At 60.1% G+C, this 24,291-nt stretch carries 24 protein-coding genes; 8 read left to right on the top strand and 16 right to left on the bottom strand.

Annotated elements, in window-relative coordinates:
- The first annotated feature begins 21 nt into the window (after positions 1–21).
- Positions 22–2,826, top strand: a complete 2,805-nt coding sequence (uvrA, locus tag KF814_15255) for an excinuclease ABC subunit UvrA (protein MBX3237506.1) — start codon at positions 22–24, stop codon at positions 2,824–2,826.
- Between the two features lie 195 nt (positions 2,827–3,021).
- Here uvrA and KF814_15260 read toward each other — a convergent pair whose 3' ends face one another.
- The 6 genes from KF814_15260 to KF814_15285 form a co-directional block, all read right to left on the bottom strand.
- A complete protein-coding gene (locus KF814_15260) occupies positions 3,022–3,579 on the bottom strand; it encodes a YqgE/AlgH family protein (GenBank protein ID MBX3237507.1) in 558 nt (185 codons plus the stop codon).
- A gap of 210 nt (positions 3,580–3,789) precedes the next feature.
- Positions 3,790–4,581 (bottom strand): acyltransferase, encoded by a 792-nt coding sequence (locus KF814_15265; protein ID MBX3237508.1) that lies wholly within the window; start codon positions 4,579–4,581, stop codon positions 3,790–3,792.
- 84 nt (positions 4,582–4,665) lie between these two features.
- A complete protein-coding gene (locus KF814_15270; protein MBX3237509.1) occupies positions 4,666–5,019 on the bottom strand; it encodes a metal-binding protein SmbP in 354 nt (117 codons plus the stop codon).
- Between the two features lie 79 nt (positions 5,020–5,098).
- Positions 5,099–5,992, bottom strand: coding sequence for a sulfurtransferase (locus KF814_15275; protein MBX3237510.1), 894 nt, complete (start codon positions 5,990–5,992; stop codon positions 5,099–5,101).
- 36 nt (positions 5,993–6,028) lie between these two features.
- The gene (locus KF814_15280; protein MBX3237511.1) at positions 6,029–7,321 is read right to left on the bottom strand and encodes a hypothetical protein; all 1,293 of its coding nucleotides are present in this window, start codon (positions 7,319–7,321) and stop codon (positions 6,029–6,031) included.
- On the bottom strand, positions 7,318–8,262 hold the full coding sequence (locus tag KF814_15285; protein ID MBX3237512.1) for a histone deacetylase: 945 nt from the start codon (positions 8,260–8,262) through the stop codon (positions 7,318–7,320). Before KF814_15285 ends, KF814_15280 begins: the two co-directional genes overlap by 4 nt.
- 182 nt (positions 8,263–8,444) lie before the next feature.
- On the opposite strand from KF814_15285, the gene KF814_15290 reads away from it, so the two are divergent.
- Positions 8,445–8,768 carry a tetratricopeptide repeat protein gene (locus KF814_15290; protein MBX3237513.1) on the top strand — a complete coding sequence of 108 codons (324 nt, stop codon included), beginning with the start codon at positions 8,445–8,447 and terminating at the stop codon, positions 8,766–8,768.
- A 16-nt stretch (positions 8,769–8,784) separates the two neighbouring features.
- Here the strand turns inward: KF814_15290 and KF814_15295 are convergent, their stop codons facing one another.
- Positions 8,785–9,633, bottom strand: coding sequence for a hypothetical protein (locus tag KF814_15295; GenBank protein ID MBX3237514.1), 849 nt, complete (start codon positions 9,631–9,633; stop codon positions 8,785–8,787).
- Positions 9,634–9,659: 26 nt separating this feature from the next.
- Positions 9,660–9,989 carry a hypothetical protein gene (locus tag KF814_15300; protein ID MBX3237515.1) on the bottom strand — a complete coding sequence of 110 codons (330 nt, stop codon included), beginning with the start codon at positions 9,987–9,989 and terminating at the stop codon, positions 9,660–9,662.
- A 146-nt stretch (positions 9,990–10,135) separates the two neighbouring features.
- Here KF814_15300 and KF814_15305 point away from each other — a divergent pair, with 146 nt between their 5' ends.
- The gene (locus KF814_15305; GenBank protein MBX3237516.1) at positions 10,136–11,953 is read left to right on the top strand and encodes a M3 family oligoendopeptidase; all 1,818 of its coding nucleotides are present in this window, start codon (positions 10,136–10,138) and stop codon (positions 11,951–11,953) included.
- A gap of 211 nt (positions 11,954–12,164) precedes the next feature.
- On the opposite strand, the gene KF814_15310 is transcribed toward KF814_15305, so the two are convergent.
- The 7 genes from KF814_15310 to modA all read right to left on the bottom strand — a co-directional run bounded on the left by KF814_15310 (position 12,165) and on the right by modA (position 16,185).
- Complete coding sequence (locus tag KF814_15310) at positions 12,165–12,353, bottom strand: DUF2934 domain-containing protein (protein ID MBX3237517.1); 189 nt, start codon at positions 12,351–12,353, stop codon at positions 12,165–12,167.
- A gap of 58 nt (positions 12,354–12,411) precedes the next feature.
- Positions 12,412–12,792 (bottom strand): response regulator, encoded by a 381-nt coding sequence (locus KF814_15315; protein MBX3237518.1) that lies wholly within the window; start codon positions 12,790–12,792, stop codon positions 12,412–12,414.
- A 302-nt stretch (positions 12,793–13,094) separates the two neighbouring features.
- Positions 13,095–13,496 carry a response regulator gene (locus KF814_15320; GenBank protein MBX3237519.1) on the bottom strand — a complete coding sequence of 134 codons (402 nt, stop codon included), beginning with the start codon at positions 13,494–13,496 and terminating at the stop codon, positions 13,095–13,097.
- Positions 13,497–13,567: 71 nt separating this feature from the next.
- On the bottom strand, positions 13,568–14,473 hold the full coding sequence (locus tag KF814_15325) for a prohibitin family protein (GenBank protein MBX3237520.1): 906 nt from the start codon (positions 14,471–14,473) through the stop codon (positions 13,568–13,570).
- Positions 14,474–14,530: 57 nt separating this feature from the next.
- Positions 14,531–14,881 carry a hypothetical protein gene (locus KF814_15330; GenBank protein ID MBX3237521.1) on the bottom strand — a complete coding sequence of 117 codons (351 nt, stop codon included), beginning with the start codon at positions 14,879–14,881 and terminating at the stop codon, positions 14,531–14,533.
- Positions 14,878–15,147, bottom strand: a complete 270-nt coding sequence (locus KF814_15335; GenBank protein ID MBX3237522.1) for a hypothetical protein — start codon at positions 15,145–15,147, stop codon at positions 14,878–14,880. Before KF814_15335 ends, KF814_15330 begins: the two co-directional genes overlap by 4 nt.
- Before the next feature lie 270 nt (positions 15,148–15,417).
- Positions 15,418–16,185: a molybdate ABC transporter substrate-binding protein gene (modA, locus tag KF814_15340; GenBank protein MBX3237523.1), complete on the bottom strand. Its 768-nt coding sequence runs from the start codon at positions 16,183–16,185 to the stop codon at positions 15,418–15,420.
- Between the two features lie 416 nt (positions 16,186–16,601).
- Here modA and KF814_15345 point away from each other — a divergent pair, with 416 nt between their 5' ends.
- The 5 genes from KF814_15345 (at position 16,602) to KF814_15365 (ending at position 23,290) form a co-directional block, all read left to right on the top strand.
- Complete coding sequence (locus KF814_15345; protein ID MBX3237524.1) at positions 16,602–18,101, top strand: efflux RND transporter permease subunit; 1,500 nt, start codon at positions 16,602–16,604, stop codon at positions 18,099–18,101.
- A complete protein-coding gene (locus tag KF814_15350; protein ID MBX3237525.1) occupies positions 18,085–19,785 on the top strand; it encodes an efflux RND transporter permease subunit in 1,701 nt (566 codons plus the stop codon). The genes KF814_15345 and KF814_15350 overlap by 17 nt, the downstream gene beginning before the upstream one ends.
- Positions 19,782–20,999, top strand: a complete 1,218-nt coding sequence (locus KF814_15355; protein ID MBX3237526.1) for an efflux RND transporter periplasmic adaptor subunit — start codon at positions 19,782–19,784, stop codon at positions 20,997–20,999. The genes KF814_15350 and KF814_15355 overlap by 4 nt, the downstream gene beginning before the upstream one ends.
- 10 nt (positions 21,000–21,009) lie before the next feature.
- A complete protein-coding gene (locus tag KF814_15360) occupies positions 21,010–22,629 on the top strand; it encodes an efflux transporter outer membrane subunit (GenBank protein MBX3237527.1) in 1,620 nt (539 codons plus the stop codon).
- Positions 22,630–22,825: 196 nt separating this feature from the next.
- The gene (locus KF814_15365; protein ID MBX3237528.1) at positions 22,826–23,290 is read left to right on the top strand and encodes a hypothetical protein; all 465 of its coding nucleotides are present in this window, start codon (positions 22,826–22,828) and stop codon (positions 23,288–23,290) included.
- A gap of 78 nt (positions 23,291–23,368) precedes the next feature.
- Here KF814_15365 and KF814_15370 read toward each other — a convergent pair whose 3' ends face one another.
- Positions 23,369–24,040 (bottom strand): CHASE3 domain-containing protein, encoded by a 672-nt coding sequence (locus tag KF814_15370; protein MBX3237529.1) that lies wholly within the window; start codon positions 24,038–24,040, stop codon positions 23,369–23,371.
- Positions 24,041–24,291: the final 251 nt, after the last annotated feature.

Genomic DNA, 24,291 nt, shown 5'->3' on the forward strand with positions numbered 1-24,291 from the left:
TTTTCAAAAGGAGCCTCGCCCATGCCGAGCCGTGCCCCGTCCGATTCCGACCACGCCTACCTGATTGTCGAGGGCGCGAGGCAGAATAACCTCAAGAACGTCTCGTTGCGCATCCCCCACAATAAAGTTACGGCAATCACGGGCGTCTCCGGGTCCGGCAAATCTTCCTTGGCCTTCGACACCCTCTTTGCCGAGGGACAATGGCGCTATGTGGAATCCCTGTCGACCTACGCCAGGATGTTCCTCGACAAGGTCAATCGGCCAGACGTCGATCGTCTCATCAACGTGCGCCCGGCCATCGCCATCGAACAAAAGAACCCGATCAGGACGGCGCGATCGACGGTCGGAACAGCGACGGAATTGGCCGACCTGCTTCGCCTCCTATTCGCCAAGGTCGGGAAGCCGGTCTGCCCGGATTGCCGACAGGAGGCTCGCGGCTATCATCCCGGATCGGTCGCCGAAGAGATCCTCGCACAATGTCCGGAATCGAGGGCAATGGTCCTTTTTCCGATTCAGGATCTGGGCCCCGGACACGATCGGTCGCTGATCGAGTCACTCCTGAAACGCGGCTTTACCCGTATGCGCTGCGGCGACGAGATCTTGAATCTGCAGGATCAGCCGATACTCCCCGGCGATCGTCCTGACGGGCTGCAAGTGATCCTGGACCGGCTCGTGCTGCGGCCGGACAATCGCCATCGTCTGATTGAGGCCATCGAAATCGCCTTCCAGGAAGCAGATGGAGTCTGCCTGATCGACGTCGTGGACCGCGGCCGTTTTACCTACAGTACCAGCTTCCGATGCCAGCGCTGCGGTCGGACGTTCGAGCCCCTGCGCCCCCTGCTCTTCTCGTTCAACCACCCGCTCGGCGCCTGCCCCGAATGCAAAGGCTTCGGCAACATTCTGCAGTACGACCCGGACCTCGTGATCCCGGACCGTACGAAATCTCTGGCACAGGGTGCCGTGGAGCCTTGGAGCAAGCCAGGTTCCGATTGGTGGCAAAAACAATTCCTGCTCGCGATGAAAAAGCGAGGGATCGATCTGACAACCCCTTATGAATCGTTACCCGCGGAAGTCCGAAAGATGATCTGGGATGGTGCCGACGACTTCGACGGCATCAAGGAATTTTTCGAATATCTCGAGACGAAACGCTACAAGCTGCACGTTCGGGTGTTGCTCAGTCGCTACCGAAGTCCCGTCTCGTGCCCCACTTGCAACGGCACGCGACTGAAACCGGCCGCGCGATTCGTGAAACTGGCCGGGCTCGATATCACGGAGCTCTCCGACCTGACGATTGAAGCCGCCGCCGGCTGGTTCGAACGCCTGGCCCTTCCGACCTTCGATGCCGAAATTGCGAAGGATATCCTCCGCCAGCTGCGCGGCAAGCTCAGCTTCCTGCTCCGCGTCGGATTGGGCTACCTGGCAATCGGGCGGCAGACCAAGACCCTCTCGGGCGGCGAAGCCCAACGCATTGCCCTCGCTAACCAACTCGGGTCGCGGCTCGTCGGTACGCTCTATGTGTTGGACGAACCCACGATCGGCCTTCATGCGCGCGACACGGATACCTTGGCCGGCATCCTGCGCGACCTGGCGAACGACGGGAACACCGTCGTCGTCGTGGAGCACGATCCGCTCATGATCCGGGCCGCCGACTATATCGTGGAACTCGGTCCTGCCTCGGGTGACCAAGGCGGCCAGATCGTCTGCGCCGCCCCGCGCCCCACGTTCATGACCGATACCCGCTCGGTCACCGCCCGATATCTTCGCGGCGAGGATTTCATTCCGGTCCCGAAAAGCCGACGATCGGGTAACGGCCGCATCCTCAGCATCGCCGGCGCATCGGGGCATAACTTGAAGAACCTGCTCGTCCGGATCCCCCTGCGCATGTTGGTCTGCGTGACAGGGATTTCAGGATCAGGCAAGAGCACGTTGGTGGAGGACACCCTGTACCGGGCTGCGGCCAGGGCCTTCCGCGTCGATTCACTCCCGATGGAACCGTTCCGCGCGATCAAAGGCCTCGAACACGTAAAAGGGGTCCGGCTGATCGACCAGCAACCCATCGGCCGCACACCACGCTCGAATCCGATCACCTACCTGAAAGCCTTCGACGAGATCCGCAATCTGTTCGCCATGGAGCGGGAAGCCCTACGCCAGGGCCTTACACCGGGGCATTTCTCTTTCAACGCCCCCGGGGGGCGCTGCGAGCGGTGCGAAGGCAACGGCTACGAAAAGCTCGAGATGTACTTCTTCGAGGACATCTACGCGATTTGCGAGGAATGCAACGGCCGGCGGTTCAAGCCTAACGTGCTCGGCATCCATTACAGGGGCAAAACCATTCATGACGTGCTCAATATGACCGTGTCCGAGGCGCTGGGATTCTTTTCCGGATCGCCGAAGCTGACCGAAAAACTCCATCTCTTGTCATCGATCGGACTCGGCTATCTCCGGTTAGGCCAGTCGGCCACCACCCTCTCGGGAGGCGAAGCGCAGCGGCTCAAGATCGCAGCCGAATTGAAAGATCCGTCGGCACAGAATCTTCTGTACATCATGGACGAACCGACCACCGGCCTGCATCTGGACGATATCAAAAAGCTGCTGCTCGTCCTCCACAAACTCGTGGATGCGGGGAACACGCTCATCGTCGTCGAACACAACCTCGACGTGATCAAAACAGCGGACTGGGTGATCGACTTGGGGCCGGAAGGAGGAGACGCGGGCGGTGAGATTGTCGCCGAAGGGCGCCCCGAACAAGTCGCGAAAGTCGAGCGCTCACATACCGGGAGATTTTTGGCAAAGATGCTGGGAATGGGCGCATCCCGTGAAGCATGAAGCGTATTTCGCGGCTATACAGACCGAGATACGAAGGACGAGATACGAGAGGCGCCTGCTCAGATGATCGCAGGACGTTCAGAAAGCCCGTCCGGCGGGGCCGCGACTGAGGCACGCGCCGGAGGCGTAGCCTCTGGACTACGTTGAAGACATGTGCGAGGCGAGAACAACGCGGCGGGCTTTTTCAACGTCCGGCTAATTGAAGGTTGGGTCGAACGGCATATCCGCATAGTGTCGCGACGTCTCCTCGAGAGAGAGAACCACGTCGGACCAAATACGGGTGGGGTCCTTCTCGAAGACGATCGACGGGTCGGCGGGCAGCGTGATCCACGAACCGGTCTGCATTTCTGATTCCAACTGGCCCGGTCCCCAACCGGAATAGCCCAGATAGGCGCGGAAGGATTCCCTCCCCGGCTGCTCCGTCAGAATCCGCTCCATAATATCCAAATCCCCGCCGAGACACACACCGTCGAACACATGGTGGGAGTTTTCCGGCAGCTGGCTGATTCGATACAGCAACATCACCTGATTGGTCTGAACCGGCCCACCCGCATAGAGCACGTGCGTTTGGCCTTCGAGTATCGGCACCTGCGGCAGCGCCTCGGAAATCGACATGGCGGTCGGCCGATTCACAATGACTCCGAGCGCCCCTTCTGGTCCATGTTCGCAAAGCAAGACGACCGTCTGCCGAAAGTTGGGGTCCTTCAGCGCGGGCGCTGCGACCAGAAAGATGCCTTTTCCCAAGGGTGTCATGATGATTGATCCTACCTTGCGCCTGCCGATGACGCAAGCAGCGAGCCGATTCGGATTCTTCTCCCCCTACAGCATATTCAAAAGGCCACTCTCCTGACCGGCCCGGCCCCGGTTCGCGTCTGGGCGGGCCGCGGAGGTATGGAGCAGCAGGGTCCCTTTGGAGATATTTTCAAGCCGCGTGCAAAGCCGGCGGGATTTTTCAACATGCAGCTATTCGTGATACAGGGAAGGACGACGATCACGGAGCAGATCGTTGTAGCTGTTGAGGGACTTTACCCTGGCTTCGGCGGGATCGATTTCCAAGATCGCGAGTTCCTCTGCCTCCCGCGGCGCCCGCCGTAAAATCTTCCCACGCGGGCTCACCACTTCGCTGGTGCCGATGAAGGTCAATCGATCCTTGCCGCCCCTAGCCTCGCTGCCGATTCGGTTGGCGGTGATACTGAATACCCGGTTTTCAAGACAGCGCGTCACCATTGAATCCGGGCAATGCGGCAACACCAGATTCGAGGGATGGGCGATGATGTCCGCCCCCATCAGGGCCAACGTCCTGGCCGACTCGGGGTAGAACCAGTCGAAACAGATCATCACCCCGACCTTGGCTCCGCCCACATCCCACACCTGAAACCCGCTGTCGCCGGGATCGAAAAACAACGTCTCCTCGAAAAATAGATGCGTCTTTCGATAGCACCCAAGCAAGCCGGAAGGCCCGACAATCACGGCGGAGTTGTAACAGCGAGCCCCGGAGCGTTCCGGCAACCCGGCCACGATCGCCATCCCGCGGCGCGCAGCGATCTCGCAAAGCCGCGCGGTGGTCGGGCCATCGGGCACCGGTTCGGCCAGTTGCAGCACCTCGGACTTCGAGACGAATTGATACCCGGCCGCGAACAGCTCGGGCAGAACGATCAGGTCCGCGTCAGCCTGCGCCAAGAGGCGCGTCACCGTCTCGAGATTCCGTTCGATATCCCCGAATACCGGATCGAACTGCAGATATCCCACTCGCATCGCTGCCGTCCTCTCCCCACAAAGAAAAAACGGGCAGGGTTACCCCTGCCCGTTTCAATTGAGACCTGTGCCGTTCCCTGGCGCTCACATCCCTTCGGACAAATGAGGAAGGGCGTTCTCGACCGCCTTGGTCGCGACATCCGCGTGCCCGGCCTTGCCGTGCTCCACGCCGTCCTTCAAGCCCTTGATGGCCTCACCCACATGAGGGTTCTTGGTTTCCGCCATCGCCGCCTCGGCATGCTTCAATGCCGCTTCGGCATGCTTCACCAACGCATCGGCGTGCCCCTGCTTCCCGTGGGCCACCGCTTCCTTCGCGTGCTCGACCGCCTCAGCCTGGTGCTTGTTTGCTGCGAAGGCCACGCTCCCCACCATCGGCGCGCCCACCAAGGCCAGCATGACGCCGGCCATCATGATTCCTCGCCACGTAGCAGTCTGCATGGATTGCCTCCTATCAAATTGTGCGTTGCCTACGATGACTTTACGAACATTTTCAGCATAAATGCGGCACCGCAACCTGTCAAGACGGCCTTGCGCTCTTCGGCATCGATCCCATCTCCATTCCCAACAGTTTCTGCAACGCAATCAGATCTTTTTCCGCGGGACAACCGAAATCTCGGCTCCATTCCCACCAGGAACCGGGGTAGTTGCGCACATGCTCATAGCCTGCCAGACGCAAAATGAAGTAGAGCCAGGCCGACCGCACCCCACCCGTGCAATAGCAGATGACCTCGTTCTTCGGGCTGACGCCCTTTTGATCGAGTTGCGCGGCAATTTGGGGGAGGTCCTTGACGGTCGCGTCCGGGTTCAGGAATCCGTTCCAAGCCACACTCACCGCGCCGGGAATATGGCCGGGACGTGGGATGCCGGAGATTTCCTTTCCGAAATATTCCTCAAGGCTTCGGGCATCGACGATCGTGGTGTTCGGGTGCGGCTGACGAACGATCTTTTTGAGTTCATCCTTGGCGACGATGGTTGAGGCCGCCGGTGCGATGGTGAAGGTGCCGGGGGCTGGGCGGACGGCCCCATGCTCGAACGGCCTCCGCTCATTCACCCACTTGACCCACCCGCCATCGAGGATGCGCAACTTCTTGTGACCGAAATATTCGAGCATCCAGAACATCCGTCCCTCGTCGCCCCAATTGTCGAAGGGGTTGGAGTAAATGACGACGTCGCTGTCCGCATTGATGCCCAGCGCTTGCAGTTTCTTCTCGATCCGTCCCATGTCCGGGTCGAGCAGCCCCTTGGCGACCGCGTTGGGATCGCTATACTCGTGCCACGTCGTGTGGACGGCACCGGGGATGTGCCCGCCAAATTCATACGCCGCCCGTCCCCGCACGTCGATGATGACCAGCCCCGGGCGGCCCAAACTTTGTTGCAACGATTCGGCATCAATGAGCAACGGATGTCTCATGGTACTCCTTCAAAAATCGGGAACAGCCCTCGGTCATCAGCCTTGCGCTGGGACCTTGCAACTTTTCTCGTCCTGCTGGCGATGGCTGACCGCCATCGGCTGGCGGCCCTCTTCAGCCAGCGCGGAAGCCACACCCTCGTTCAACGGGACCTCCCGCTCGTAGAGCGTGAAATGATAGGGATCGTTTGCCGTCAGTCCATATTTCGTGATGAGCATGTCATGCTGCTTATCGGTCAGGATGTGGTACCGGACGCGCGCCTTCAAGGTCAACCCCTTCGAAGCCTCGGGCAGCTTGTACCGGAACTGATAGTCGCGGCTGGCCAACGGCATCAGCCGGTTATCGTACAACTCTACGATAGCCGGTTGCCACATGATCCACCGCCCCATCGTGTCCTCCTGCGTGGCCACCACCCGCCGTTGCTGATCCAGCACCTCGAACTCCACCGTAAAGTGCCGATCGGGATCGCCCGTGGGAATCTTATGGCCGGCCCCGGCATTGATGAGGGTCAGCGTGACGGTCACGTCCTGCCCCGGCTTGGGATTCGTCGGATTGGCCTTCACCTCGATGGCCACAGCCCGGTTGACCATGTCCGGGTCATGGCCACCGCGCCAGAGATGCTTCCGTCCCCGCCTGATCGGGCCGTTTTCCGCCACCGGGCGGTCGACTTCCGGCATATGGCAACTTTGGCAAATGAAGCCCCGCTCCTTCATGAAAAACTTGCCCTCATACTCCGCATAGGTCCCGCAGGGCCCTACATTGTAGAACTGGGCCGGTCCCGACACGACGTTGTGACAACGCGAGCACAATTGTGATGTACGAAACGAGGGATCAAACTTGGTCGGATGCGGCGCGGCAGAATCATCGAAGGGGCCAAGAATGACGCCGTCCCGTACATGACAGGCCGCGCATGTCACCGATTCCTTCTGATACTCCGGGTCAAAGTGAGGATTCGGTTCCTGCACTGCCTTTTCGACACGCCCCCGCGGAATCTCCTTGACGAGCGTCGGCTGTTGGTTTTCCAACGGCGTATGGCAGTTCAGGCAAACCCAGATGTGTTTATCTTTGGTCCAGTAGGCCTGAAAAAAGGGGTCTTCGTACGCATGAGCGTGGATACTGCTCTTCCACTCCTCATAGATCTCGCGATGGCAACTGCCACAGGATTCCGCCTTCAGGCTGGTCAGCCCCTCCGGAACCTTTTGAAAGGGAATGGCATGGGCATAGTCCGACCGCAGGCCGAAGATCACCACGGGCTTGATCTCCGTGTAATAGACGTAAACCGCCCCCGCCAATACCACCGGGCCGATGAGCCACTTCGTCCAACGCATCATGCGTCCAGGAGCGCCCTGATGTGCCGGTCGACGGACGCGCCGAGCGCCGTGAGGTTATAGCCGCCTTCGAGGCACGATATCAGTCGCCCCTGGCAATGGCGCCGGGCAATGCCTGCCACGATGCCCGTCAACTCCGCATAGCCCTCTTCAGTCAATCCCATGCTCGCCAAGGGATCGTCTCGGTGGGCATCGAAACCTGCCGAGATGATCACGAATTCCGGCTTGAACGAATCCGCGGCGGGGATCAAGACCTTCTGGAACACCGCGCGATACTCCTCGTCGCCTTCACCCGCTTCCATGGGAACGTTGATCGTAAAACCCTGCCCTTCGCCCTTACCTTCCTCCGTGGCTCGGCCTGTGCCGGGATAATGGGGATATTGATGCGTGCTGAAAAAGAACACCGTGGGGTCGGATTCGAAACTGTGCTGAGTCCCGTTGCCGTGGTGGACGTCCCAATCGACGATCAGCACGCGCGAGAGCCCATGCCACTTTTGCACGTACCGCGCGGCAATCGCCGCATTGTTGAAGAGGCAGAAGCCCATGGCATGGTCGGACTCGGCATGGTGCCCCGGCGGGCGCACGGCGCAAAACGCATGCTCGACCTGGCCATTCATCACCGCATCGACCGCCGCTAGCGCACCTCCGGCGGCAAGGTAGGCGGCAGGCAACGATCCGGGTGACATCGAAGTATCGGCATCGAGGGGCACCCGCCCGCTGGAGGGAGCACGGGCACGAAGCGAGGCCACGTATGACGGATGGTGGACCTGGGTGACCCATTCGTCAGCCGCCGACCGGGGTTCGATCGCCGTCACGAGCTCGCTGGTCCCGCTGCGCTCCATCTGTTGAAGAATCGCACGCAACCGATTCGGGGACTCCGGGTGACCGGAGCCCATGTCATGTTCCAGGTATCGCGGATCGTAGATGAACCCGGTCTTTCCCATCACTCACTCGTGATACGTGAAGCGTATCTCATTCCGAATACCGCGCTGAGAGCTGCTGCCCTATGCGCTCGGCTCTCGAGAAACGAACGACGAGATTCGAGATACGTGCCAGATTATCACGCGTCAAACTGCGTAGACAACGCGCGGAGGGGACTGATATCGTCTGCTCGAGGGAGGAACCGATGGCCAATCCGAGAATAGAACCGCTGAAGAAAGTGCTTGCACTGGACCCGAAGGACGAGGTCGCGTGGTTTGGTTTGGGCAAAGCCTATATGGACGACAAGAATTTCGACGAGGCCACCGCGGCCCTGCGGCAATGCGTGGCCGTCAAGCCGAATTACTCCGCCGCCTTCTACGCGCTCGCCCAATCGCTGCACGCGCTGACACGCCTCGATGAATGCCGTGAGGTCATTGCACAAGGCATTGCCGTGTCGACCAAGAACGGAGATGCCATGGTGACCAAGAACCTGGAAATGATGCGCGACACGCTCGCCTCCCGGTCCTGATTGCGCAATCGCTCCGCTAGAGCAACCCGCGGAAGATATCCGTCTGGGCCTCGGTCAGGGGGCATCGAGCGCCCGGATTGCGGACGAGCATCCGCAGGCGCGGATAAGCCAGATGCTGGCGCGACCGCTCCACGATGGAGACATTGGCCAGTCTGACGGCCGAGGTGGCAGGCAAGGGTTCGACATCCCACAATGCGAGCAGCACACCGCTGAGATGCCGCAAAGGCGGCAGGACCAGGCTGATCGAGCCGGCTAGGTGCCGGACGTCAAGACCGATCTTCGGACTCCAAGGCGAACGGGCCCGCTCCTCATCGAGCCGGGGCACCGAGATCGCGAGGACGACCGGAGCACAATAGTCCGCAAGCTGTTTGGCCTTCTGCCTGACGCGGGCGAGAATGGCATCCCGGAAGATCGATTCCGGAGTGGCCGGCCCTTCCTCTGAATCGGAATCCTCCGCCAGGATCGAGTCACCGAGTCGTAAGGCGCGATCCGAGGTGCCGACCATGGCCGTCACCTCGACGAAGCATCGCTCGCCCGCGACGTGACAGGCCAAGTCTGCCGACCGGGCCTGCGATTCGGGAAGAAACTCGACCCGTGCGCCCGCGCGGAGCAGCAACGTGGCCAATTCCAACTCGGCGATTGCCGACTCCTGCACACCGCGATCGCGACTCTCCAAACGTGCGATCAGCCGATCAAGCCGCAAACGGCTGCCGTGGTCCTGGCAATCCCCCTGCAGTAGCGCCCACCGACCGACCAGTTCCTGGGCTAAGAGGCGATTGCCGACCGTTGAAGATCGCGGCCGCAGGCCGAAGAGTCGTTCTGCCCGGTGCGGGGCAATACGCCGATACCGCTTGAATCGAGGCATCTCGCTCCTCTCATCGGAGACAGCAGTCAGGCTGAGGCAGCACCCGGCTCGTCATCCCGTCCGGACTCGGACGCCTCGTCCTGCGACTGGGCCAGGGACGCCGCCACTTCGTCGAGCCAGCGCCCCGCTCCGTCCAAGACTTCGCGCACCATCGGTTCGGGGTGCCCCGTGCGACGCATCGTCCACTGGCACAGGTACCCCAACAAATCTTCCCGTTCGAACTGCCGCGTCGACTGCGCCGCGAGGATCGACAACTCCTGCAGGCCGGTGCGGAGAATATCGCCGACCGTGTCCTTGGCATAGGAGGTCGACGCCGTCACATATTGAATCGCCCGATTGATTTCTTGTTCCGTCACTGAAGTCCTCGACGGCGAATTGTACCACCCGTCGCGCCGCGCGCAAAATCTTCCGGCCGGACGGCCCGATCCGAAAAAGTTCATGCTCCGTCCCAGTGAGGATGGTATGATCCCCGCATCGTCGATCATATTGGGGAGCATAAGCCATGGCGGGATCCCGCAAAGCCTCTTCCGTAGCCACCAAACGCCGCACCACGACCTCGCACGAATTCGCCGATCACTGGGAACTGGCCGATCTGGTCAAGAACCCGGTCATGAACTTCGACGGGTACTTAAAAGAGTTGGGCGCGAAGGTTTCCCGGTTTGAGGCCGCTCGGGAACGATTGTCGCCCTCGATGCCTGAACAGGAATTTCAGGACTTGCTCAAGCTATCCGAGCAGCTGACGGCCGAATCCTCTCGCCTGAGCGCCTACAGCTACCTGTGGTTTTCGGAAGACACGAAACACCTGCAAGCGCGCTCGTTCAAACAAAAGGTCGAAGAACAATTGACCGCCCTTCACAACCGCCTGCTGTTCTTCGATCTCTGGTGGCAAAGCGTCGACGACAAGAACGCGGAACGGTTGAAGGCCCGCAGCGGAGACTTTCGTTATCACCTCGACACGATCCGGCGCTTCAAGCCCCACACGTTGTCGGAGCCAGAGGAAAAGATCATCAACGTCAAGAATACGACCGGCCGGAGCGCCGTCCACCAGCTCTATGACGTTGTAACCAACGGCTTCACCTTTACGCTCACGATCGGCGGTAAGAAAAAAACCGTCAATCGTGAAGCCTTGATGGCCTATCTGCGCAGCCCGAAACCGGTGCAACGCGAAGCCGCGTACCGGGAACTGTATCGAGTGTATTCCGAGCAGCATGACCTACTGGGCGAGCTGTACAAGACACTCGTGACCGACTGGAAAGCGGAGAATCTTCAATTGCGCCGCTTCGCCTCACCCATCGCATCGCGGAACCTGGGAAACGACATCCCCGATCAAGCCGTCGACGTGCTCCTTTCCGTCTGCAAGAAGAACGCGGCGGTGTTCCAGCAGTACTTTAAGCTGAAGGCCCGTCTGTGCGGAATCAAAAGCATGACCCGCTACCATATCTACGCCCCTCACCGTGCGGAGAAAAAGAAGTACCGCTACACCGACGCGGTCCGCATGGTGCTGGACGCCTACCATGGATTTTCGCCGCGACTAGCGGAACTGGCGGAGCGGGTATTTGCAGATCGGCACATCGATGCGAGAACCAAACCGGGGAAAATGGGAGGAGCCTATTGCTACAGCGTGGTGCCGGGCCTGACGCCCTATGTCATGCTGAATTTCACGGGAGAGGCGCGGGACGTGGCCACGATGGCCCATGAGCTCGGACATGCCGTGCACGGCATGATGGCGGAGGAGCACAACATCTTCACCTTCCACAGCACCCTGCCCCTGGCCGAAACGGCGTCCGTGTTCGGTGAACGAATTCTCTCCGACGCCTTGATGGCCTCGGAACGGAACCGTTCCGTGAAGCAGAGTCTGCTGCTGAACCAACTCGATGACGTCTATGCGACGGTCATGCGGCAGGCCTATTTCGTCCTGTTCGAGAATTCCGCCCATGACATGATCGCCCAAGGCGCAACCGTGACGGATCTCGCCGGACACTATCTGGAAACGCTCCAACAACAGTTCGGCAAGGCCGTGCGGGTTCCGCAAGAGTTCCGGTGGGAATGGCTGACAATCCCCCACATCTATGCCAGCCCGTTCTATTGCTACGCCTACAGTTTCGGAAACTTGCTCGTCTTAGCCCTCTACCGGATGTACCAGGAACAGGGGCAAGACTTCGTACCGAAATATTTGAAGCTGCTGGCCGCGGGAGGCTCCCAGTCTCCACAATCAATTCTCGCCGAGGTTGGAGTCGATATGAACGCTGAGGCCTTCTGGCAATCAGGCTTCGACGCGATCGCAGCCATGGTGAATCAGCTGGAAGAGACGATGCGGTAAACCCATAGATCTCCCCGCTCGACAGGACGCCTCAGAGGAGGTGGAATCATAGACGAGGCACGCGGCGGCTGATCAGAGCCTTCCAGAGCTAGCGTGGCAAGAGTTGAACTGGTTAGCCGGCAACGACCGGCGGCAGGCGGAACCGCTCAATAGATAAAGCTTTACTTCACATTAAATCGGGAGGCGTATCGCTTATGGCCACAGGTCGAGACTAACGAGACTGCCGAGAGAGGCTCTGTTCGGCCGCAAGCCAATCTTCGACATCATGGCCGTCCTGGAACCCGCGTGCCTCATAGAGTTCATAGGCCTTGGCGGCAACCTGGCGTTGCCACTGCTGATGATCCGGTTCAGCGGGGGCAGCAGAGGAAGATGGCCGACGTGTTCTGGGAGATTTTCTCATGAATTAAAAATCACTCTAGTCCATTAACATCAATCACTTCAGATATCTACTTTGCTTTTCAGATCACATATGAATGGGCTGTAGCCTGCTCGACGGAACGAAGAAATTCGTCGGACGGAAATGGCTTTGCAAAACAAGCAAAGGCACCAAGCTCTGTGGCCCAGCGCTGAGAGCGCCCCAGTTCCCCGGACAGGAGAATCACGGGCATGTGAGGCCACATGATGCGAACCAACAGCATGAGCCTCATCCCATCAAGGTGAGGACTCTGGCAATCCGCAACTACGACATCAAATTGCCGACTCCGCAACTCGTCGACTGCTTCTAGCCCGCTTACAACCGTCGTAACTTCATATCCCTGGCGTTCGAGCATCACCGCAAGGAGGAGTCGGACCTGCTCTTCATCCTCCACGATCAGCACGGATCGTCGTTCGAGCTCCATGACCACGTCTCCGGAGAATCGCTATGGATAACTACGCTCCAACCCCCCAGGTGCTCCACAGCGCCAGCGCCGCAACGGCCAAGATCGCCCAGGCCAACTCTCTATCCCCAATTTGCTTGATCATTTGCATCGCGTTTCCTCCTCGACCGTAGGACGTGAGCGGACTACCGATCAATGTAGCAATGCATGTGCCACCTGCGAACCGTTGCATTGACTGGCTTTTTCTATCTCAGCCACCGAAATCGAGCGATTCCGCACATCATCGCCCGTGCGCTGATTCACAGCCCCGTAGGCCAACATCATCAAGCCTGAACCTCTAGGAAAGGAGGCCTCCCGCAGACCGATGCCGCAGCCCGCACGGTTGCCTGCAGGCGTAACCGATCAAGCTCACCGAACGGAAGAGCGTCGTCGCTATGCAGTTCGACCTGCTCATCCAACGGTGAGAGCTCAGCCGAGACAAAGATGATGGGAGTGTTGGGACAAAGCGCCCGCCCCAGTCGGACGAGACGGGCACCGTCCATCAGCGGGACATGGACGCCGACCACGATCACATCAAACCGCCGCTTTTGCACTTCAGAGAACACCTCCCCGGCTTCGACCGCCAGGTGCACGACATAGCGTGCCGACTCCAACACCGCGCCGACGGCACACCGCAGATCTTCGTCCCCGTCCACCACCAACACTCGCTTGCCGTATCCATCCATGGACCATCTCCCTTCCGCGACACCATCCAACGGACGCCATCGCCGTTGTCGACCGCTGCCTCCATGAGGTGCTACCGCCGAGACCCTTGCAGGTCGCGATCAAGCGGCAACAGGGGTTCCTGCACCCGCCCTCCTCGATCCTGGTCCGCACCGATCAGGATCGGCACCCGAAGATCGTCCGGAAGTAGGACCATCTTCGCATTGGGACTGTCATACAGTTTGAATCGTAGATAATCCGGCGTCAGGGTCTTCGTGATCGTTTCTTGGGCTTTGGCCTGTCCTACGGCTCGAATCTTCAAACCTTCGGCCTCACCCTCCGACCGAATCCGCACGGCATCACCTTCTCCCCTCGCCCGTCGCCTTGCAATCTCCGCATCCTTTTCCGCGATGATCAGCTCGAACTCTTTCTGTTCCTTTTCTTGCTCCTTTGCCTGCTTGCGTTCGACGGCTTCCAGGACGATTTTGGCCAGCTCGATATCGGCCAAGGCCACGCTCTGCACCTCCAGATGGCGCCCTTTCAATTTTTCAACGACGACCGCTTGGACTTTGCTCGCGATTTCCGCGCTCTTCTCCGGTACCGAGACCATCGGATAGTTGGAAACCACGCTCCGCACTGCAGCCAACAACTCGGGTCTCACGACGCGCGGATAGAAATCCGGGCCGATCTCCTGCGCGAGGAAATACACCTCCTCCGCGATCGGCCGCATGATGATGGCCGTCTTGAGTTCAACGAGCAGGTCGTCGGAGCTGAGGGCGTCGACCGTTTCCGTGTAACTTTGAAGCCGAATGTCGTAGACGAAGATGTCGTTCCACGGCGCGCGCCAGTAGAATCCGCTCTTGAGGGTGTTCGTCGTCAGACCCTCCGTGAGCGGATACCAACGCAATCCCCGCTGTCCGGGATGCACCGTCGTACCGCATGCCTGCAGCAGGCACGTTACAAGCAAACCGGGGACCAACAGCAATAGCCATCGCCGCATGATTGCCTCCTTCCCGGAACCGAGGCCGGCGGCAGAATCGCCCGGGCTCGCGCCGGACTACTGTTGGGCTGTGCCGCCCCAGACCAGTGCCGAGTGGATGTGTGCTTGTCGTTCCTGTTCCCGGGCCGCCTCCGCATAGGACTGTGCAAGGAGCCGAGTGCCCTGAACCCAATCGGAGTCGGAGCCGAACAGTCGCTCATACACCGTGACGCGGTAGGTCAAGGCTTCCGACATCTGCCTCAACTTTGCCGCTTCTTGGCTATAGAACTCCGCCAGCTTTCCTTGGTCTGCGGAACGATCGTAACTGGTCAGGGCCAATTCATCATGGCTGTGGACGCACCCCGACACGATGATCAGACCGATGATCCAGCCGACGGTGAACACGATCGATCGGAAGCCCTGCATCATCGCTCCGATCCGGGCGGCGCCAATCGGTTCATTGCATACCAGTCCTGTGACGGCTGCCAGATGAGTTCATAATCTTCCCCCAACGGGACCAACGCGACTTGCTTCGTCAGCAGAAGCCGGTTGAGGGCGCTGAACAGGGCACGCCAGGAATAGGCGGGCAGCAGGTCCGACAACGCAAAGAATGTCAGCCGTCGGTGCTGGCGAAACAGGGATACCATCCTCTCATCGAGATCCAGATCGACTCCTCCGCCTTCGTAGCCACCCATATATCTTCACCGTCCTTGTGGCGGTCCGAACCGGTTGACTCCCACACACAGCCGACCCGGCGTGATTCAAGAGCAATATGTGGTCCTGCACATAGGCACCTGGACATGAGCCCCCCGGCCGAAGACCGTCGGTCCTGGGTAGTTCCGCACCGTGCGACCGGTGCGGAAGCGCTCGATATAGCGCCGCGGGGTCGGTGGGACCGCAGCGGCCCCAGTGTAAAGGAGGTTTCTACGGCAAGAACGGCGCTGGCGGGCTTCGTCACCAGCCGACTAGGAAGCGGGATCGAAACCGTATTTGACGAGCAGCAGCTGAATCCGCGGGCTGATCATGAAATTGAAGAAGTCTTCCGCCGTCGTACGTGAAGACTCCCGGCAAGTCCACACGACGGCCTGCCCGAAGGGCACGGGCGCCACCTCTCCCGACGGCGCTTCATCCACGATGCGGATATGGGTGCTGTTGATCGCGTCCACGCGAAAGACGATGCCGGCATCGGCTCGACCGCCCCGTACTAAGTCAACGACCGCATGGCCATGCGGCGCATGCACCAGCGATGTGCGATTGTCCAGTCCGGCCAGGGCCTTGGCCGTCGCTTCTCCGAGAGAAGACTGGGTCGGATGACCCAATGCCAGCCTTGTAACGCGATTGGAAGGATGATCGCGCAACGACAGGGCCGTAGCAGAGACATCAGAGGCCATCACCAACACCAGGGACGTTAGGGCATACACACGGACCCCGCCGTTCAGCGTCATGCCCTTGCGCTGAAGCTGTCGAACATCTTCCAGTCCGGCCGGGAGAAACACATCGATCGGCGCCCCCTGTTCGATCTGCCGCCGTAGCACCGGAGAGGGGCCATACACGACCTTCACCGTCGCACCATATTCCTTTTCGAACATCGGCAGGATCTCTTGGAACGCCGGTTTCATACTCCAGGCCGCGCCGATCGTGAGATCGTTTGCGTGGGCCGGGTCGCCGGTCCCGACTGCAGCCGACAGTCCACCAGCCAAGGCCACCATCAGACTGAGTCGTGCCAGTCCCATACGCGCTCCTTTGCTCTATCGCAGTTTGTCAAAGCGTCGAACCGTGAAACACTGTAATCGCATCTATCGTTGGCAAGTTCGGTACCAGACAGATAGGCTGACGAGGAGCCTCCGCTTTCCGGGAAGATCAGCATGATCCTGTTTCGAGAAGACCCCGCTGACGGAAGACGCGCCCCTCGATTGTGAACTTTCGCACGGAGCGCTCAGTGCAATTGCGCACGAATCCCCGGCATCCGCTCGGACCGATAAGCTTCGTCGTCTCATTCGTCACGCCGGCCCAACCAATCGGCCGCCAGGCGAGCCGGAGCGATCGGCAAGAACTTTGCTCTACTACCGTGCGGTACTGTCGAATTGAATAGGAGTGCGTGACAGGCTGACTCGGCACGACTTGCACCGGATCCCGGAGGCATCGAGTCATGAATCAGATCGTCCTCATCGCTCTGCGCAGGCCTTATACATTCGTCGTGATGTCTATCCTCATCGTGCTGGTGGGCGGACTGACGCTGCTCCACATGCCGACGGATGTCTTCCCCAACATCACGATTCCCGTCACCTCCGTCGTGTGGATCTATTCCGGCCTCCTCCCTCAACAGGTCGAAGGGCGTATTACTTATCTCTTCGAACGCTTCCTCACCTCCACCGTAGAGGGCATCAAGTACATCCATAGTCACTCGTACTACGGCAGCAGCATCACCAACATCTTTCTGCAGGACGGCGTCGACGTCGGCCGAGCGGAAGCGGACATCGTGGGAATTGCCCAAAACGTCGTCAAAGCACTGCCCCCCGACATCTCGCCTCCGATGGTCATGCGTCTGGCGCCATCCTCCATTCCCGTCGCCATGCTCGAAATCAGTTCCGACCGGCTGACCCCGGCTGAGTTGTATAACCTTGCCTACATGCGCATCCGGCCCCTGCTGGTCACGGTCCCCGGCATCGTCTTGCCGCACCCCTATGGGGGGCAGGACATGCAGGTCATGGTCAATCTCGACCAGCAGAAACTGCTGGCGCGTCACCTGACGCCATCCGATATCCACGACATCCTCATGAAGCAATATCTGGTGCTGCCGTCCGGCGACATCAAGATCAAACAGACCGACTGGATCGTCCAGACCAATGCGTCGCCCATTCACATCGACCATTTCGGCGATATCCCGATCAAGAGGGAAGGCAACGCCTTCGTGTATCTGCGCGACGTCGCAACCGTGAAGCTCATGGGACGGGTTCAGCAAAACGCCGTACTTGTGAAGGGCAAACAAACCGTCATCATCGTCGCGATGAAAAGCACGGAAGCCTCGACCCTCGACGTGGTCGACGGCATCAAGAAGATGATCCCGCGGGCGCAGCAGATCTCGCCGGAAGGCGTAACCATCCGGCTCCTCGACGACGCCTCGACGTTCGTGAAGGATTCGATTTCGGATGTCGTGCATGAAATGGCCACGGCCGGGGCGCTCGTCGGCCTCATCGTGCTCCTGCTGCTCGGATCCTGGCGCGCGACAGTCATCGTGTGGACCTCCATCCCGTTGTCCATACTCACGGCCATCATCGGCCTTCACCTGCTCGGGGAAACGGTCAATGTCATGACGCTGGGCGGGCTGGCGCTGGCCGTCGGGATATTAGTGGACGATGCGACCGTCATGATCGAAAACATCGACCGGCACTTGGCCATGGCCAAACCACTGGAACAGGCTATCATCGATGCCGCCAATCAAATCGTCGTCCCGACCCTCGTCGCCACACTCTGCATCGCGATCGTCTGGTTTCCGCTCTTCAAGCTCGGGGGAGTGGCCGGCTACCTGTTCAAGCCTATGGCGGAAGCGGTCATCATTGCGATGCTCGCGTCGTTCATCCTCTCACGCACACTGGTACCGACCATGGCCAAATACATGTTGAAGGAGCACCATGTCGCAGCCGCATGAGGTTTCTGGTCCATCCGGCCGGACAGGGACTCGAAATCCCCTGGTGCGTTTTCAGGCCGGATTCGAACGACGCTTCGACCGGTTCCGTGACGCCTACGGCGCGCTCCTGGAACGTACCATCGCCCGGCGCGGGTCGTTCGTGCTGCTTGCCGTGGCCATGGCGATGGGTTCGTTGTCGCTGTTTTTCTTCCTGGGCCGTGACTACTTCCCGGAAATCCCGTCGAACGTGATTCAGATGCACATGCGGGCTCCGCTCGGCACCCGCATCGAGGTGTCCGGACGCATCGCCACACTGGTATCCCGCAGCATCGAGGAATTGCTGCCCGGTCAGGTCGAGAACATCGTCAGCAATTGTGGTCTGCCGGTCGGACCGCACAACCTCGCCTTCATCCCGACGCCGACCATCGGTCCCCAGGATTGCGACCTCACCATTTTGCTCCGGCACGAGAAATCCCCGGTGTGGGAGTATCGGCAGATCCTCCGCAAGGGATTGAGAGAACGGTACCCGGGCACGGAGTTCACGTTTCAACCCTCTGATCTCACAGCCAAAATACTCAACTTCGGGGCTCCGGCGCCGATCGACGTGCAGGTGAACGGCCCGGACATCTACCCCAACTATGAATTCGCCAGAAAGCTGGCGGACCGGTTCCGCACGATTCCCGGCGCGGCAGACGTGGTGATTCAACAGACCATGCGGACACCGACCCTCATGGTCGAAGGCGACCGCACGTTCGGGCTCGGCGTCAACCGAACCCTGAAGGACATTGCCGACAACCTGCTGATGACGACGGCGGGAAGCCAGCAGGTCGACCAGATTTACTGGCTCGACCCCGGCACCGGCATGTCCTACCTGGTCAACGTCTATACGCCGCAGGCGCAAATCAACAGCGTGAACAGCCTCAAGACCATTCCGGTCGATGCCTCGGTCATGACCGGCACCGATCACGACGTGCAGTTACTCGGAAACCTGGCCGACCTCTCGGCCGAGGGCACGCCGGGAGTCATCACACACGGGAATATCATGCCGTTGTTCGACGTGTATGTGTCCACGGAAGGGCGGGACCTCGGAGGCGTGCTGGCCGACGTGGAAACCGTCGCGAAGAGTATGGAGGCCGAACTGCCTCATAGCGCGAAACTGGAAATCCACGGTCAGGCTTCGCTGATGTACGAAGCCTATGCCGAGTTGATCTTCGGGTTGTTGGCCGCGATCGTGCTGGTCTATTTGCTCATTGTCGTCAATTTTCAATCCTGGCTCGATCCCTTCATCATCGTCACCGCCCTGCCCGGCGCGTTGGCCGGCATCGCCTGGGCCCTATTCCTGACCCATACGAGACTCTCGGAGCCGGCGCTGACGGGTGCCATCATGACGATGGGCACGGGGACCGCAAACTCCATCCTGGTGGTATCGTATGCGCGCGAGCGGCTCCAGGAGCACGGCGATGCACTCCGTGCGGCGATCGAGGCGGGCCGAACCAGGTTCCGGCCGGTCCTCATGACCGCCTCTGCCATGATTTTCGGCATGGTCCCGATGGCCACGGGCTATTCACAGAACGCGCCCTTGGGACGCGCCGTAATTGGAGGCCTGCTGGTCGCCACCCTGTTCACCCTGTTCGTCGTCCCCTGCGTCTACGCCATGATCTATAGCCGGCGGCCGGTCGCCGATCGGACAGTGAGCGCATCATGAAACCACTGACTGGAACCGGCATCGCGCTTCTCGCAGCGCTTCTGGTCGCGCTGTATGTGGGGTATCGAGCCTACGAGAGCGGGAGCGATGCCGCGCAGTTGCGCGCGACCACCCTGGAGGATGCCATCCAGACCGTGGCGGTGGTGCATCCCACGCCGTTGCCGCCGACCGAGACCATTACGCTGCCCGGGAACGTGGTGGGCTGGTACGAAGCGCCGATGTATGCGCGGGTTACGGGCTACGTGAAGATGTGGTACCGAGATTATGGAGATCAGGTCAAAAAAGGCGAGGTCCTCGCCGAAATCAACGCGCCGGATCTCGATGCCGAATATGCCCAAGCGAGAGCGGACCTGGAGTCGGAGCGCGCGCGCTACAAGCTCGCCGAGGTGACGGCTAAGCGGTGGGTAGCGCTGCGCCCCAATCACGCCGTGTCCGAGCAGTCGATCACGGTGCAAGAACAGAACATGAAGGTCCAAGCGGCCCTCGTCAAAGCCGCAGAGCAGAAGGTCAGCAACATCGAAGCGTTCATTCGCTTCAAGACCATCGTCGCGCCGTTCGACGGCGTCGTCACGCAGCGCAATATCAACGTCGGCGACCTGGTGACCAAAGAAGGCAATCTGAGCACCCCCAATGCCAAGAGCAATCTGTTCACGATCGCCGACGTCCATGTCCTGCGCCTGTTCGTCAACGTGCCTGAGACATTCGGCCCGTTTCTGCAACCCGGTCTCACAGCCGACGTCACAGTACCCCAACTGGCCAATCGTCATTTCACCGCAAAGTTCCTGACCGTCGCCCGTGGCTTCGACGTCAGTACGCGCACGGCCGTTACGGTCTTCACGATCGACAATGAAGATCGCGCGCTCTGGCCCGGCTCTTACGCGGAGGTTCACCTGACGGCACCGGTGGACCGGCAGGTGTTCACCATTCCCTCCACCGCCCTCGTGTTCCAAGAGCATGGCACGCAGGTGGCCTTGGTGAACGAAGATTCACGCGTGCACCTCCAGCCGATCACGGTCAGCAGACTCATGGACAATGCCGTCGAAGTAGCCGGAGGTCTGTCGGCAGACGATCGCATCGTCAATAATCCCAGCGCCGCCCTGCTGGAAGGGGATCGGGTCCGCATCGTCACGCCGGCGCCCGGTTATGACCTCATCAATTTGCCCCGGTCTGAGCGCGCGCAGACACCAGCGGGACAGGCCTCCTACGCGCCATGAGGGCTACAGCATGGTCATGACCCGAGAGAGTCGCATGATGCCCCGGGCCAGACTCTGGCTCAGCGGTTTGATGCTCGTGCCGTTTCTATCGTCGGCCTGCAGCAGTGACTGGTTGCCCCACGTGGATTTGGCCCCGCCGTATCATGCCCCGGAATATGTCGTCCCTGCGTCGTGGCATGGCGAGACACCGTTTGTGGAGGCCCATCCGTCGGACGGCGAGTTGCGCCCCGATTGGTGGAGGCTCTATGACGACCCGGTTTTGAACGGTCTCGTCGAGCAAGCCATGGCGGCCAACCCGGACCTTCAGGCGGCGGCGGAGCGGTTCGTCCAGGCACGCGACGTGATGATGCAGGTTCGCTCGCGGCGGATTCCACAGATCGGCATCGGCGGGAAAGCCGCGGACAGCCATAACCATATCGATGCCCTCCGGGCTCCAGGCGATTTGCCGATCACGGGACCGGTTGCAGCCGGTGCAGGCCTCGCCTCATGGGAGCCGGACTTTTGGTCTGCAATTCGAAACGCCACCCGCATCGAAACCTACCGCGCCGAGGAGCGCGCGGCGGACTGGGGCCACGCTCGCCTCAGCCTGCAGGCCGAACTCGCGGCGGACTATTTCACGTTGCGCGGATTCGACAGCCAGAGCGCGATTTACAAACAGTCCATCGACCTGTATCGAAATTCGCTCAGGCTCGTAAAGGCCCAATTTGCCGGCGCGATCGCGTCAGCGCTCGATGTCGCCCGCGTCGAATCCCTGCTGTTCAGCACGGAGACCAAATACGCGCAGATTCAAGGCCAGCGCCAAGTGACCGAACAGGCGATCGCCATCTTGGTGAATATGGCGCCCGCCAGTTTCACGATCGAGCCGGTCGACGACTTGCGCATGGCGCACTTCACGATTCCTCGCGGTCTGCCGTCCACGCTCTTGGAGCGGCGTCCCGACATCGCAGCGATGGAGCGCCGCATGGCGGAGGCCAACCGCGCCATCGGCATCGCGCGCGCTGCGTTTTTCCCCGACGTGCGATTCTCGGCGGACGGCGGGATCCTGGATGCGGGATTTGATATCGCCAAGCTGACCGCCGCCATGTGGTCCTATGGAGCCGCCGTAGCGCTGCCGGTTTTTCAGGGCGGATATCGCCGCGCTCAACTGCAACGGACCTGGTCGGCCTATCGGGAGACGGAAGACCTCTACCGGTCGACGGTCCTCAATGCCTTTCGCGAAGTGGAAAACAATCTGAGCCTCACAAACCAATTGACGACCGCAGCCAATCGGCAGGATGCCGCGGTCGGGGCGAACCTGAAGGCACAGAATCTCACGATGGAACTGTACCAAGGCGGGTTGGCATCCAGTCTCGAATTGATTTATGCGCAAGTGCAGACGCTCACGGCGCGCATCGAATCCGTGCAGATCAAGGCCGAACTCCTGCGTTCCACGGTTGGGCTGCTGCGGGCGCTCGGCGGCGGTTGGAATCGGAATAACTTGCCGAAGGACGAGGAGATCCAGCCGTTCGGCACTTTCCAATACGTGAATCTCGACAAGCCGCCGACCGCCGGCGGTATCGATGTCCTCACGGACAATACCTGGGCCAATGACTTGACCAAGCGCCCCATCCCGTTGCGGCCAAGACCCTAACGCCGCTTTCAGGGTACCCATCGCTCTGTGCGCATCGAGCGATGGCGCTCACTCTCCGAACTTTTAGTTCCCCCCTCTGTATGGAATTCCAAGCTTTCTTCGGCGATCTTCCACTGGCATCTGTGTTGCTTCTTCGATGGGTCTCATGACCCGGATCCGGAATGCTTCAGTCAATTTCTTACGAAGGGAGTACGACATGAACACTACATTCCGCCATATGGCTCTAACGTTCATCTTGACGGCATTAATCGGTCTTTGCCTCGCCCCACCCGAGTCCAGGGCGTGGGTCGCGCCGCCGTGGATCGATAAGATCGCTTTGGTCGTGATGGAACAAAAAAACTTATCTCAGGGCGGGAACTTTTCCCCTTACTTCACACAATTGGAAGTCGTCAGTGAAGCAGCCGCGAAGGGAGAGTACAACGGGAAGCGAAAAGGCATGAACCGTTTCCTGGAAATGCTGGAAACGAAGGAAGGGGGAATCACCACAGAGGCAGCGCACAAAATTTTTGCCGCAGTCGTCAAATCGGTCCCCTACGCCGTGCTCCTCCCCCTCAAGAGTGAAGACAAGCTCGACTCCGACGAAAAGGCGCTGGTGGAACGCATGAAGCGATTTGCCGCAGCAATCAAGGAGCAGGACGAGCGAGCGGCTCTTTCATTCTAGCGTAATAGTGCTGGATGACCGCGAGTGGTGAATACAAGCTGCGAAGCATCGTCAAACCAGCAGGCCCAACCATGAGCATTAGGCGACGGAGCCGTTCAGATGATGGAAGGACCCAGGGAGTGGAGGCGCGCCCTTCGAGCGGCCGACGGTGCGCATGGTATAGATGCACAGTGAGAGCACCGCCCCCTCCAGGAGCAGCAGCCGCCATTGCGCCCCCTGCAGCCATTGCTCATATTCTAGGGATTCGGCCGGCAGTTCCCGCTCGATCCGATTTTCAAAATCCCGAAAGGCCCGCTCGACCGTCAGATAGAGCGCCCGACCGTCCCCGACCCTCACGTACACTTGCACCTGATCGCGCTTTCCCGTACCGGCAACGGCGGCCAACTGTTTCTTGCTGTCGATAAACTCCTTCAGCCTGGCGGAGAGGATCTGGACGCCCGCTTGGAGCCCCGGCGTCTGACTCGTGAGCCGGTTCAATTCCGCCGTCGCCTGATTCAGTCGCTTCTCAGCGGTTTCCAGCGGCTCAAGAAAAGCCCGCTGCTCGGTCAGCAGATATCCTCGGAAATTGGTTTCCACCTCCACGCTCAGATGCTGGAGCCGCAGCACTTCTTCCTTGATATGCCCACGCTGCAGTTGCCGTTCCTGCTGCAACCGCCATTGCTCGAACAGATAGAGATGCCCCACAAAGGACAGCCCGATCAGAAACATGAAGGTCAACACAACGTAGGTGCCACGTAGCATCACCGGCACGATAGACGACTCCTCTCCGCTGAGATTACAACGGGGACAAGACCATCGATGGCCTTGCCCCCGCCTTGTTACCACTTGATGGTTAGAGCCAGTTGACCCGTTCTGCGGGTCGGATGTAGATCGGCTCTTCGACCTGAATCCGCGCCACTTCCTTGCCCGACTTGTTGAAGCCCAGCACGGTGTCGTTATACATGTCGAACCGCTTCCCGTGAATCTGGGTTTCGAACACTTTCGGGCCCGGAATGACGTCG

It is taken from the genome of Nitrospiraceae bacterium, from assembly GCA_019637075.1.
In the GTDB taxonomy this organism is placed as follows: domain Bacteria; phylum Nitrospirota; class Nitrospiria; order Nitrospirales; family Nitrospiraceae; genus JAHBWI01.